At 62.4% G+C, this 11862-nt stretch carries 12 protein-coding genes and 1 other RNA gene; 6 read left to right on the plus strand and 7 right to left on the minus strand.

All coding sequences use genetic code 11. The annotated features are described in order from the left end of the window. The first annotated feature begins 101 nt into the window (after window positions 1–101). Window positions 102–920 carry a M90 family metallopeptidase gene (locus AC097N_RS08780; RefSeq protein ID WP_479580550.1) on the plus strand — a complete coding sequence of 273 codons (819 nt, stop codon included), beginning with the start codon at window positions 102–104 and terminating at the stop codon, window positions 918–920. Window positions 921–947: 27 nt separating this feature from the next. Next, window positions 948–1736, plus strand: a complete 789-nt coding sequence (locus AC097N_RS08785; RefSeq protein ID WP_479580552.1) for an RNA pseudouridine synthase — start codon at window positions 948–950, stop codon at window positions 1734–1736. Here the strand turns inward: AC097N_RS08785 and nhaR are convergent. Beyond that, the gene (gene nhaR, locus AC097N_RS08790; RefSeq protein WP_479580554.1) at window positions 1733–2632 is read right to left on the minus strand and encodes a transcriptional activator NhaR; all 900 of its coding nucleotides are present in this window, start codon (window positions 2630–2632) and stop codon (window positions 1733–1735) included. The two genes, AC097N_RS08785 and nhaR, sit on opposite strands and share 4 nt — an antisense overlap. Window positions 2633–2750: 118 nt before the next feature. On the opposite strand from nhaR, the gene AC097N_RS08795 reads away from it, so the two are divergent. After that, window positions 2751–3278: an Rrf2 family transcriptional regulator gene (locus AC097N_RS08795; protein WP_479580556.1), complete on the plus strand. Its 528-nt coding sequence runs from the start codon at window positions 2751–2753 to the stop codon at window positions 3276–3278. 18 nt (window positions 3279–3296) lie between these two features. Here AC097N_RS08795 and rnpB read toward each other — a convergent pair. Continuing rightward, window positions 3297–3650, minus strand: an RNA gene (rnpB, locus tag AC097N_RS08800) — RNase P RNA component class A. Between the two features lie 109 nt (window positions 3651–3759). On the opposite strand from rnpB, the gene cysK reads away from it, so the two are divergent. The 3 genes from cysK (at window position 3760) to AC097N_RS08815 (ending at window position 7402) form a co-directional block, all read left to right on the plus strand. Beyond that, window positions 3760–4677 (plus strand): cysteine synthase A, encoded by a 918-nt coding sequence (cysK, locus tag AC097N_RS08805; RefSeq protein WP_479580558.1) that lies wholly within the window; start codon window positions 3760–3762, stop codon window positions 4675–4677. 77 nt (window positions 4678–4754) lie between these two features. Beyond that, on the plus strand, window positions 4755–6452 hold the full coding sequence (locus tag AC097N_RS08810) for an NAD(P)/FAD-dependent oxidoreductase (RefSeq protein WP_479580560.1): 1698 nt from the start codon (window positions 4755–4757) through the stop codon (window positions 6450–6452). Between the two features lie 14 nt (window positions 6453–6466). After that, window positions 6467–7402 (plus strand): class I SAM-dependent methyltransferase, encoded by a 936-nt coding sequence (locus AC097N_RS08815; protein ID WP_479580562.1) that lies wholly within the window; start codon window positions 6467–6469, stop codon window positions 7400–7402. On the opposite strand, the gene AC097N_RS08820 is transcribed toward AC097N_RS08815, so the two are convergent. The 5 genes from AC097N_RS08820 to pyrC form a co-directional block, all read right to left on the minus strand. Then, window positions 7386–8015 carry a LysE family transporter gene (locus AC097N_RS08820; RefSeq protein WP_479580564.1) on the minus strand — a complete coding sequence of 210 codons (630 nt, stop codon included), beginning with the start codon at window positions 8013–8015 and terminating at the stop codon, window positions 7386–7388. The genes AC097N_RS08815 and AC097N_RS08820 overlap by 17 nt on opposite strands. Before the next feature lie 9 nt (window positions 8016–8024). Then, entirely contained in the window at window positions 8025–8900 is an 876-nt protein-coding gene (gene htpX / locus AC097N_RS08825; RefSeq protein WP_479580566.1) for a protease HtpX, read from the minus strand. Window positions 8901–9024: 124 nt separating this feature from the next. After that, window positions 9025–9834 (minus strand): DUF3025 domain-containing protein, encoded by an 810-nt coding sequence (locus AC097N_RS08830; RefSeq protein ID WP_479580639.1) that lies wholly within the window; start codon window positions 9832–9834, stop codon window positions 9025–9027. Between the two features lie 8 nt (window positions 9835–9842). Further along, a complete protein-coding gene (locus AC097N_RS08835; protein WP_479580568.1) occupies window positions 9843–10766 on the minus strand; it encodes an NYN domain-containing protein in 924 nt (307 codons plus the stop codon). A gap of 51 nt (window positions 10767–10817) precedes the next feature. Continuing rightward, window positions 10818–11852 carry a dihydroorotase gene (gene pyrC / locus AC097N_RS08840; protein WP_479580571.1) on the minus strand — a complete coding sequence of 345 codons (1035 nt, stop codon included), beginning with the start codon at window positions 11850–11852 and terminating at the stop codon, window positions 10818–10820. Between the last annotated feature and the right edge of the window lie 10 nt (window positions 11853–11862).

Below are 11862 nucleotides of genomic sequence, written 5' to 3' on the forward strand. Positions count from 1 at the left end.
ATCCACGGGGGCTAGAGGTCGAAATTCGCCACCGGACTATTGAAAACGGCTGACACCATGACCAGCTACAGGGCTGCTGAACTTCTGTTGGAAAACCCCCTGTGCCAGCCATCATCCTGTCCTGTCTGGCGTTGCTGCTCATTGCCTGGCTGCTGGGCCAGCCCTACCTGACCGCGCGCCAACGTCAAAAGATCCGCGCCCGCCCTTTTCCCGAGGCTTGGCGCGCCATCCTCAAGCGCAGGGTGCCTTACGTGCGTGCCTTGCCCGCCGACCTGCAACTCCAGCTGAAGCGCCACATCCAGGTGTTTCTGGCCGAGAAAGCGTTCATTGGCTGCAACGGCCTGACCATCACGGATGAAATGCGGGTCACCGTGGCGGCGCAGGCCTGCCTGTTGATTCTCAACCGCCCGTCCGGCTACTACCCCAACCTGCGCCAGATCCTGATCTACCCCGACAGCTTTGTGGTGCGGCGCGGGCATACCGACGGCATCGGGGTCGCGCACAACGGTCACCAGGTGCTGTCGGGCGAGTCCTGGTCGCAGGGGCAGGTGATTCTGTCCTGGCAGGACACCTTGCATGGTGCGGCCACGCCGCACGATGGGCAAAACGTGGTCATTCATGAATTTGCCCACCAGCTGGATCAGGAAACGGGCGCCGCCAATGGCGCCCCGGCGCTGGCACGCCGTGAACACTACGCGCGCTGGTCACAGGTGCTCAGCGCCGAGTTCAATGCTTTGCAGACGCGCACCTCACAGGCCCAGCCGTCCTTGTTCAGCGACTATGGCGCCACCGACCCGGCAGAGTTTTTTGCCGTGATCTCGGAGGTCTTTTTCGAGCAGCCCCAACGCATGGCGGCGGAACACCCGGCCCTGTATGAAGAGCTTGCCCAGCTCTACCGCCTCAATCCACTGAGCTGGTAAAAGGGCGGCGCGGTTAACATCGAACCAATGATTCCCAATAAAAAAACTGCACCCCAAGGCCCCCGTACGGACGAGCGCCTGGCCAAGCGCGTCGCCGAACTGGTGCCCTGCTCACGCCGCGAAGCCGAACAATACATTGAAGGCGGCTGGGTCAGCGTCAACGGACAGGTGGTGGAAGAGCCCATGCACCGGGTCTCCACCCAGAAGATTGAGATTGACCGCAACGCCAGCCTGATGGAGCTGGCCGACGTCACCCTGATTCTGAACAAACCACCGGGTTATGACGCCATGGCGGAACCCGAGGACGCCAATAAAAAGATCAAACCGGCGCACCTGCTGCTCACGCGCGAAACCCACGCGCCAGATGACGCCTCCGGCATTCGCCTGCTCAAGCGGCACTTTGCCAGACTCGACGCCACCGTGCCGCTGGAAACCGGTGCCAGCGGGCTGGTTGTGTTCACCCAGGACTGGCGCGTGTTGCGCAAGCTCGAAGAAGACTCGGGGGTCATTGAGCAGGAAGTGATTGTGGAAGTGACCGGCGAAGTCGCGCCCGAGATTTTGAAACGGCTGAACCAGGGCCTGTCGTCTGACGGCCACCCGCTGCCACCGGTCAAGGTCAGCCTCAACAGCACCAGCGAGACCACCAGCAAACTGCGTTTTGCCCTCAAGGGCGTGCACGAAGGCCTGCTGGCCTACCTGTGCGAGCGCGTGGGCCTGGAGATCGTGAGCATGAAGCGCATGCGCGTCGGGCGCGTGTCCATGATGCAACTGCCGCTCGGCCAGTGGCGCTACCTGCAGCCGCACGAGCGATTTTAATCGGCGCCAAACAGCTGCCCCCGGGCCGCATCCGTGATTGCCACCACACAGGGGTGGGTGATGCGCCGCTCGACCGACACGGCAAAAAACTCCTCGACCAGTTCGTCGCTGCGGCCAATCACCGCCACCCCAAACTGCGCCACCGTCTCGGCTTCCAGCACGGCAGGCGCCATGAAGACGCCCCGCCCCTCGCGCCCAAACGCGGTCATCAGCGCACCGTCGTCAAACTCGCCAATCACGCGGGGGTGAATGTCGTGGCGGGTCAGCCAACCCTCCAGCTGTTGGCGCACAGAGGCGGAGGCGCCCTGAATCAGCATGGGCATGTCGTTCAGGCAGGCGGGGAAATCACCTTTGAGCAGGGGCTTCAGTTGGGGTGCGCAGAAAAAACTCATGGCGGTGCTGCCCAGCGGGTGGTTGAAGGCCTTCACGCTCATGCGCCGCGACATGGGTTCATCCGCAATCACCAAATCCAGGCGGTGCAAGGCCAATTGCGCCAGCAGGTCAGGAAACTTGCCCTCGCTGCAGATCAGGCGCACCGGCTCGGCAACCGACAAGGCGGGTTCCAGCAAGCGATACGCCACTGACTTGGCCACGGAGTCCGCCACCCCCACCCGGAATTCCAGCACCCGCTGGCCGCCTCCCGACTGGCGCAGCGCCGTTTCCATCTCGGCCCCCAGCGTGAAGATTTGATCGGCATACCCCAGCGCCAGCCGGCCATCTTCGGTCAGCTCCAGTTGACGCCCGCTTTTGCGAAACAGCTTGCGGCCCAGCCAGTCCTCCAGCAGCTTGATCTGGCCGGACAGGGTTTGCGGCGTGGTGTGCAGTTGCTCGCCCGCGCGCATGACGCCACCGGCTTTGGCGGTGACCCAAAAGTAGTGCAAGTGTTTGAAGTTCATGTCCTGATTATTCGTATTTTTCGAAGTTTTATTGTTACAAATACGAATTTACACGAAGTAATGAACTCCTTATAGTTAGAAGAGTCACATTCATCGTGACATGACAGGAGATACAGACATGCGATTAAGTACCAAAGGCCGTTTTGCCATTACCGCCATGATTGACGTGGCGCTTCGCGAGGGCTCGGGCCCGGTTCCCTTGTCCGAGATCGCCGCACGCCATCAGATTTCGCTCTCGTACCTGGAACAGATGTTCAGCAAGCTGCGCCAGCATGGTTTGGTGGAAAGCACCCGCGGGCCGGGTGGCGGCTATGCACTGGGGCACCGGTCAGACAGCATCACGGTGGCCGATGTGATTGGCGCGGTGGAAGACAACATCACTGGCCAGACCGACCCGTTGGTGCCCAAAATGGCGCAGGATCTGACTCAGGAGTTGTGGGACAACCTGAACTCGAAAATGGTGGACTACATGCAGTCCATCACCTTGCGCAGCCTGGTGGTGGAGCAACGCGCCAAAGGCATCAGGGTCGAAGCGCCCAAAGTGGCGAACAAGGGCGTGTTCAAGAAGCCGAAGCGGGAAACCGCGCGCTCGACCGTGCCGAACTCGGTGTTCGCGCTCGGCCAGTCCTTGCTGGTGCGGGGCTGAAGCCCGGGTTTGAAAAAAGTGTGAAGCCCACCGATAAGCCGGATTCTGTGCATGGGAGTTGCCCCCCATGTGACTGTCATTAATCTGGGCTGTTGGTCACCCAACAGCTCGGTGCTACCTACCCGCCAACTCCGGGGGCCCCGTCAACGTTGGCCTACTTGGTATTGCTGCGCGTAGAGATTGCCCGTTTCACCCGCACAAAGTTGCCCTTGTGCGACTCGTCTCTGTTGCTCTGATCCTCACCTTATATCCACCGCTTGCGCGGCGGGCTTTCAGTGGACAGCCGTTAGCTGCTACGCTGCCCTATGCAGTCCGGACGTTCCTCCAGTGCCTGGTTTCCCAGATTGCACCAGCGACAGTCTGGCGGGCTTCACCCCCCGATTATCACGGCTATCGATAACCATATATTGAAACCCGTTGATGAAGTAGCTGAAAATAGTCATTCTTGTCCCGTCAGCATCACCACCCACCGGAGCCGCTCATGAAAGTCGACAACATCCTGCAAACCATTGGCAATACGCCTCACGTCCGCATGAACCGCCTGTTTGGCAGCACGCACAAGGTTTACATCAAGTCCGAACGCAGCAACCCGGGCGGCTCCATCAAGGACCGCATTGCGCTGTCCATGGTGGAAGCGGCTGAAAAAAGCGGGGCACTCCAGCCCGGTGCCACCATCATCGAACCGACCTCCGGCAACACCGGCGTCGGTCTGGCCATGGTCGCGGCCGTCAAAGGCTACAAGCTCATTCTGGTCATGCCCGACAGCATGTCGATCGAACGCCGCCGCCTGATGCTGGCCTATGGCGCCTCATTTGACCTGACCCCGCGTGAAAAAGGCATGAAAGGCTCGATTGCCCGCGCCCTGGAGCTGGTGGCCGCGACGCCCAATTCATGGATGCCCCAGCAGTTTGAAAACCCGGCCAACATTGACGCCCATGTGCGCACCACGGCACAGGAGATTCTGGCGGACTTCCCCGAGGGCATCGACGTGCTGATCACCGGCGTGGGCACCGGGGGACACCTGACGGGCTGCGCCCAGGTCCTCAAGGCCCAATGGCCGAACCTGAAAGTTTATGCGGTGGAACCCACGGCGTCGCCCGTGATTTCAGGTGGTGCGCCCTCCCCCCATCCCATTCAGGGCATTGGTGCCGGGTTCATCCCGAAAAACCTGCACACTGATTTGCTCGACGGCGTGATCCAGGTCGATGCCGAACCGGCCCGCGAAATGGCCCGCCGCTGTGCCGCTGAAGAAGGCATTCTGGTGGGCATCTCCAGCGGCGCCACACTGGCCGCCATTGCGCAAAAACTGCCCGACCTGCCTGCGGGAGCGACCGTGCTGGGCTTCAACTACGACACGGGTGAACGCTACTTGTCAATTGAGGGCTTTTTGCCTGTGTAAACTCCACCGCCTTTGAAGCTGCACATCCTGTGCGCGCCACATTTGCTTGATAACCACGAGCCATTGACGTATTTCTCATGATCCGACTGACCGAACTCAAACTCCCGCTCGACCACGCCACAGACGCCCTGCCCCAGCTGATTGCCAAGACCCTGGGCATCGGGGTGGCCGAGTTTTCCAGCCACCGAATTTTCAAGCACAGCTTTGACGCCCGCAAGGCGGCGTTGACGCAGGTCTACATCGTCGATGTGGATCTGAGCCCCGCACTTGAAAACACCTTGCTGGAGAAGTTTACCGGCAGCCTGCACATCTTTGCGTCGCCCGACATGGCCTACCACCCGGTGGGCCAGGCCCCGGCCGATCTGGCCTTGCGCCCCGTGGTGGTCGGTTTTGGTCCTTGCGGCATCTTTGCCGCGCTCGTGCTGGCGCAAATGGGCTTCAAGCCCATCGTGCTGGAGCGCGGCAAAAAAGTGCGTGAACGCACCAAGGACACCTGGGGTTTGTGGCGCAAGCATGTGCTCAACCCCGAGTCCAACGTGCAGTTTGGTGAAGGTGGTGCCGGCACGTTCTCGGACGGCAAGCTCTACAGCCAGATCAAGGACCCGCGCTACCTGGGCCGCAAGGTGATGAACGAGTTCGTCAAGGCCGGGGCGCCCCCCGAAATTCTGGTGGATGCACACCCGCACATTGGCACCTTCAAACTGGTGAAGGTGGTGGAGAACCTGCGCGAACAAATCATGGCACTCGGCGGCGAAATCCGCTTTGAGCAACGCGTGACCGATGTGCTGATTGAGGACAACCAGCAAGGCCGCCATGTGCGTGGACTGACCGTGCTGGACCAGTCCACCGGCCAGCCCTACGAGTTGCGCGCGGACCAGGTCATCATGGCGCTGGGACACAGTTCGCGCGACACCTGCGCCATGCTGTACCAGCGTGGTGTGGCCATGGAGGCCAAGCCATTCTCCATCGGGTTTCGCATTGAGCACCCGCAGGGCGTGATCGACCGCGCCCGCTGGGGCCACCACGCCGGTCACCCGCTGCTCGGCGCGGCAGACTACAAACTGGTGCACCACGCCAACAATGGCCGCTCGGTCTACAGCTTTTGCATGTGCCCCGGGGGCACCGTGGTGGCCGCCACGTCAGAACCCGGCCGCGTGGTGACCAACGGCATGAGCCAGTACTCCCGCAACGAGCGCAATGCCAACGCGGGCATCGTAGTGGGCATTGACCCCAGCGACTACCCGACCGATGCCGCAGCCTTTCACGCGACGCTGGGTGAGCAAGTTGACGCCCAGCCCCACAGCGGCACCACACACCATCCGCTCGCGGGCATCGTGCTGCAGCGCCAGCTGGAGTCGAATGCCTACGTGATGGGCGGCTCCGACTACAACGCGCCGGGCCAGCTGGTGGGCGACTTCATGGCGGGCAAGGCCTCTACCCAGCTTGGTGGCGTTGAGCCCTCGTACAAGCCGGGCGTTCATCTGGTCGATCTGGCGGCCGCCTTGCCCACCTACGCCATTGAAGCCATCCGCGAGGCTCTGCCCGCCTTTGCGCGCAAGATCAAGGGTTTTGACATGCCCGATGCGGTGCTGACCGGGGTGGAAACACGCACATCGTCGCCCTTGAAAATTCCGCGCGGTGACGACTTTCAAAGCACCAATACGCGGGGCTTGTACCCGGCTGGCGAGGGTGCCAGCTACGCCGGTGGCATTTTGTCCGCCGGGGTGGATGGCATCAAGGTGGCGGAGGCGCTCGCGAGAAGCGTGCTGGCGTAGACGAGCGGCACACCATGCAAGCTTTGTTAAACACCATCGGGACGATGGCAATACCCACCGACGCCCAGCGCCTCTTCCACGGTCGGGGCGGACGGTTCCCGGGCTGCGAACACTGGGTGCTCGACGCGTTCCCCCCGGTCTTTGTGCTGACCAGTTTCCAACCGGTGACGGACGAGGCGTTGTCCTCCATCCACGCGGCATTGGCTGAACGCTGGCAGCAACTGGGTTCGCCACAGGCACTCAACTGGGTCTTTCAGTGCCGGCATGAAGGTCGAACCGAATCACGCTTGATGAGCGGAAGCGTGCCAGACCCGCATGTCGTGAGCGAACAAGGATTGAACTTTCGGGTCCATGTGCGCCAGGGCCAGAACCATGGCCTGTTTCTCGACATGGCACAGGGCAGGCGCTGGGTACGGGACCATGCGGCCACCCGCCCCAAGCTCAGAGTACTCAACCTGTTTGCCTACACCTGCGCCTTCTCGGTCGCGGCGCTGCACGCTGGTGCACGGCATGTGGTGAATGTGGATATGAGCAAGGGCGCGCTTGCGGTTGGGCAGCAGAACCACCAGCTCAACGGCCTGACGGCCCGGGCCAGCTTTTTGCCGCACGACATTTTCACGACCTGGGGAAAAATCACGCGTAGCGGCCCCTATGACCTGATCATCCTCGACCCGCCCAGTTATCAGAAAGGCAGCTTTGTCGCCACCAAGGACTACGCACGGCTCATGCGGCGCCTGCCCGACTTGCTGATGCCGGACGGACATGCCCTCCTTTGTCTGAACGCCCCGGAGTTGGATGTGGCTTTTCTCGGCAAACAAATGGCTGAGTTGGCGCCGGACCTGTCGTTTGTCGAACGGGTGGCCAACCCGGCGGTGTTTGCTGATGTGTCAGATCAGCGTTCGCTCAAGGTGCTGGTCTACAAAGCGGCGCCGCTCACACCGAGCGCTTGAACAGCGCCAGCAGGGTGCCCGCCAGCACGAAGAACCCGCCAAACACGCGGTTCATGGCGCGAATGTGTGCGGTCGACTTCAAGGCCCGCAACACGCGCGAGGCCATCAGGGTGTAACCCGCCATGACCACCAGATCGGTGAACGCCAGTGTGCCGGCAATGACCAGGTACTGCGGCAGCATAGGCTGCGACAGGTTCAAAAACTGGGGCACCACCGCCAACAGGAACACCGTGCCCTTGGGGTTGACCGCGTTGATCATCCAGGCCCGCAGAATCATGGAACGGCGGGTGACCACAGCACCCCCGTCAGCGGCAGCCACCAGCGGCGTGGCCGGTGCGCGCCATTGCTGAATGCCCAGCCACACCAGGTATGCCACCCCCAGCCACTTGACCACCAGAAAAGCCGTGCCGGACGTCGCCACCAGCGCGCCCAGGCCCACCCCTACGACGAGGATCTGTGTCCAGATGCCCAGCACGAGCCCAAAGCTGGTGACGTACCCGCGACGAAAGCCGTGGTTCAGGCCGGAACTCATGGCCGCCACTGCACCGGCCCCCGGCGAGATGCTGATGGCCCAGGCCGCGACGAAAAAGGTAAGCCAGGTCGAGAATTCCATCATTCGCTTTCAGGCCGGGGCGTTTTGCAGCGCTGCAATGCGCGCTTCAATTGGTGGATGGGTGGAAAACAACTTGCCAATGCCACCGGCGATACCGAACGCGGCCACACTCTTGGGCAACTCCGCCGTGTGCACACCACCCAGGCGCACCAGGGCGTTGATCATCGGCTGGCGACGGCCCAGCAGTTGGGCCGCGCCCGCGTCAGCGCGAAACTCGCGGTGACGGGAGAACCAGGCCACCACCATCGCGGCAGCAAACCCGAGCACGATGTCCAGCACGATGGTGGTGATCATGTAGCCCATGCCGGGACCGCTGGAGCGCTCGTCGCCTTTGCGCAGAAAGCTGTCCACGGCGTAACCGATCACGCGGCTGAGAAACACCACAAAAGTGTTCATCACGCCCTGAATCAGCGTCATGGTGACCATGTCGCCATTGGCGACGTGGGCGATCTCGTGGCCAATGACGGCCTCGATCTCGTCATGCGTCATGCCCTGCAGCAAACCGGTGCTCACCGCTACCAATGCCGAGTTTTTGAAGGCCCCGGTGGCAAAGGCGTTGGGGTCACCTTCGAAAATGCCGACCTCGGGCATGCCGATGCCCGCCTTGGTGGCGAGCTTTTGCACCGTCTGCACGATCCAAGCCTCGTCGGCGTTTTGCGGCTGGTTGATGATGCGCACGCCCGAGGTCCACTTGGCCATGGGCTTGCTGATCAGGAGCGAAATGATGGCGCCGCCAAAACCCATGATCAGGGCAAAGCCCAGCAGGGAGCCCAGGTTCAGACCGTTGGGCGTGAGGTAGCGGTTGACACCGAGCAAACTGGCCACGATGCCGAGCACGGCGACCACCAGCACATTGGTCAGAACAAACAAAAGAATGCGTTTCATGGTTCTCTTTCAAAAGCGGCCTGCGTCAGCAAGCCGTTGGCACGAATAGTAGGGGCATGCGGCCCGATTGCAAGGCGCCAGGGGGGCCAATGGCACACCAAGTTTACGGTCATTCACCCCCGCTTCAACCGGGCGAGGGGGCGGCTGCTTTGGGCAAACGAAACACCGTGGCATCAGCGTAAAAAGCGGTGTCTTCGTTGGCCGCCCACCAACCGGGCACCCCCAGCACCGGCAAATGTGCAAACGGCTTGCCGGAGAGCTTCTCGGCACTGAGGTCGGTCGCCATCCAGGCATCCAGATCTGCTATTGAATCAGTAGCTGCCTGTGCACGGTAGACGTGGGCTGTGATCGCTTTTCTTGGTGAAACGAGCTTCTCCAGCAAGGCATGACCAAACAGCACCAGATGGGCATCCGCCCACATCGGGCGCAAGTCCACAAAGAGGCGCGGCCAGTCTTTGGCCACCAGCGCGTCCCACAGGGCGTCGGGGGCCTGCAGAAAAGCCGCGTTTTCGTCAAACACCGTCAGGCCATCACGCGCCGGGCCGCGCACGGGCTGGATGCCGGTCTGCGCCATCTGGGCCACATGCAATTGGTTCAAACGCCGTTTGGTCAAGGGAAAATGCAGCCACGCCAATCCGTTGAAAAAGTCATGCAAGCCCTCGCGGGTCGGGCACCTGCCGCTATTGAAAATATAGCGCTCGTAGGCCTCGCCGGGCGGCAGGTCGGATTGAGGGACAAAACGCACCGGGGTGGTCTGGGGCGCCCAGGCCGCACTCAGGGCCTCGGCGCCGGTCGCCCCCGCGGCAAGGGCCGCAGCGGCACCCTTCCCTGTCAGTGCATACGGCGCCAGCCAGGGCGCCCCCCAATCAATGGCCTCGATCCGGGAAGGACAAGACGAGCTGTCTGGCACGCCCGCCTTGGCCGCTTTTGCCATCTGCGCGCTCAAGACGAATCCTGAGCCGGGATGTACGTCACCGTTCTGGGTTTTTCAGAGGGCAACATGGCAAAGTGCTGCGGGAATTTTTTGAGCAACTTGGTGGCTGTCATGTTTTTACCGCGCAGTTTGGCGTCGAGTAACGCTTTGGCCACCGCGGCCAGGGGTTGCGGCTGGCCACTTTGCAGGGCGGGCACCGCCAGCAAAATGGCGGGCACATCCGGGGCCGTCATCGGGTGAGCGGCATGCTCGGCGACCATAGGCCCGGCGGTCGCAGGTCCGGCTGTTTCGACCACCGTGGTGCGGACGGATGTCTTTTTAGGGGCTGCGACTTTGGTGGCCGCTTTTTTGGCCGCTGGTTTTTTTTCAGCCGTTTTAGCCGCCGGGATCTTGGCGGTTGGCACTTTTTTCGCCACGGCTTTCCTGGCGGCCGTGCGCCGCACCACGGGGGCGTCCCGCGCGGGCACGGCGGCGGCGCCTGTCGTGCCGGTCACCCCTTGCGCCTCATGCAGCACCTGCTCCTGCCCCACCAGGATGACCCGGTCGTAGGCCGACACGGCTTCGCGCCCCATCTTGCCCCGCTCCGACACACACACCACGCGGATACCGCGTTCACGCAGGCGCACCACCAAGGGCACAAAGTCGGCGTCGCCCGACCCGATGACCATCATCTTCGGGGCCGGGCTTTGGCAGGCGAATTCCATGGCGTCAACCGCCAGGGCGATGTCGGTGGTGTTTTTCGTCAAAGACAGGTTGACGAACGGGCGCACCGCCCAGGCCCGCAGCACGTCGGCCAGGCCTTTCAGGTTTTCGGCGCTGCCGTAGGCGCGGCGCACCGGCATGAGGCCTTCGGATTCATCCAGGATGCGAAAGGCCTCATCCACCCAGGCGCCCGAGTTCAGGTTGTCGGCATCGATCAAAAAGATGTTCACGGCAAATCCTTTCTGGCGTCGGGGCGGGGCGGGCGTTGGGGCAACGTGGGATCAGGGAAGCAGTTTCCAGGGCAGGTCTTCACCCGAGCGCAAGGGCTTGAGTTGCGCTTCGCCAAAGGCAAAACTCTCGGGTGGGGTCCAGGCTTCGCGCTTGAGGGTGATGGTGCCGGTGTTGCGTGGCAACCCATAAAAGTCAGCGCCGTAAAAGCTGGCAAAACCTTCGAGCTTGTCGAGCGCGCCCACGGAGTCAAACGCCTCGGCATACATCTCGATGGCCGCATGCGCGGTGTAGCAACCGGCGCAACCGCTGGCGTGTTCCTTCAGGTGCGCGGGGTGGGGTGCGCTGTCGGTGCCCAGGAAGAACTTGGGGCTGCCGGAGGTGGCGGCCTTCACCAGCGCCACACGATGCGTTTCACGCTTCAGGACCGGCAGGCAGTAGTAGTGCGGGCGAATGCCGCCGGTGAAGATGGCGTTGCGGTTGTAGAGCAAATGGTGCGCCGTGAGCGTGGCCGCAGTGAAACGGTCCGCCTCAGCCACGTACTGCGCGGCCTCGCTCGTGGTGATGTGCTCGAACACGATTTTGAGTTCAGGAAAATCACGGCGCAAGGGAATGAGCTGGGTGTCGATGAACACGGCTTCGCGGTCAAACAGGTCGATGTCGGGCGAGGTCACTTCGCCGTGCACCAGCAGCAGCAGGCCCTCGCGCTGCATGGCTTCCAGCGTTTTATAGGTCTTGCGCAGGTCGGTCACGCCAGCGTCGCTGTTGGTGGTGGCGCCTGCGGGGTAGAGCTTGGCGGCGACCACGCCAGCATCGCGGGCACGTTTGATTTCGTCGGCGGGCAAGTTGTCGGTGAGGTAGAGCGTCATCAGCGGCTCAAAGCGCACACCGGGCGGCACGGCGGCCTGGATGCGGGCCTTGTAGGCCAAGGCTTGGGCGGCCGTGGTCACGGGCGGGCGCAGGTTGGGCATGATGATGGCGCGGCCGAATTGGGCGGCGGTGTGCGGCACCACGGTGTTCAGGGCATCGCCATCGCGCACATGCAGGTGCCAGTCGTCGGGGCGGGTGAGGGTCAGGGTGTTGGTCATGGGACGTATT

The sequence above is a fragment of the Rhodoferax sp. LS1R11 genome (assembly GCF_056521395.1).

Coding starts and splice junctions, on each gene's coding strand:
- AC097N_RS08785 (WP_479580552.1), top strand. CDS start 948: ATGATTCCCAATAAAAAAACTGCACCCCAAGGCCCCCGTACGGACGAG.
- nhaR (WP_479580554.1), bottom strand. CDS start 2,632: ATGAACTTCAAACACTTGCACTACTTTTGGGTCACCGCCAAAGCCGGT.
- AC097N_RS08795 (WP_479580556.1), top strand. CDS start 2,751: ATGCGATTAAGTACCAAAGGCCGTTTTGCCATTACCGCCATGATTGAC.
- cysK (WP_479580558.1), top strand. CDS start 3,760: ATGAAAGTCGACAACATCCTGCAAACCATTGGCAATACGCCTCACGTC.
- AC097N_RS08810 (WP_479580560.1), top strand. CDS start 4,755: ATGATCCGACTGACCGAACTCAAACTCCCGCTCGACCACGCCACAGAC.
- AC097N_RS08815 (WP_479580562.1), top strand. CDS start 6,467: ATGCAAGCTTTGTTAAACACCATCGGGACGATGGCAATACCCACCGAC.
- AC097N_RS08820 (WP_479580564.1), bottom strand. CDS start 8,015: ATGGAATTCTCGACCTGGCTTACCTTTTTCGTCGCGGCCTGGGCCATC.
- htpX (WP_479580566.1), bottom strand. CDS start 8,900: ATGAAACGCATTCTTTTGTTTGTTCTGACCAATGTGCTGGTGGTCGCC.
- AC097N_RS08830 (WP_479580639.1), bottom strand. CDS start 9,834: ATGGCAAAAGCGGCCAAGGCGGGCGTGCCAGACAGCTCGTCTTGTCCT.
- pyrC (WP_479580571.1), bottom strand. CDS start 11,852: ATGACCAACACCCTGACCCTCACCCGCCCCGACGACTGGCACCTGCAT.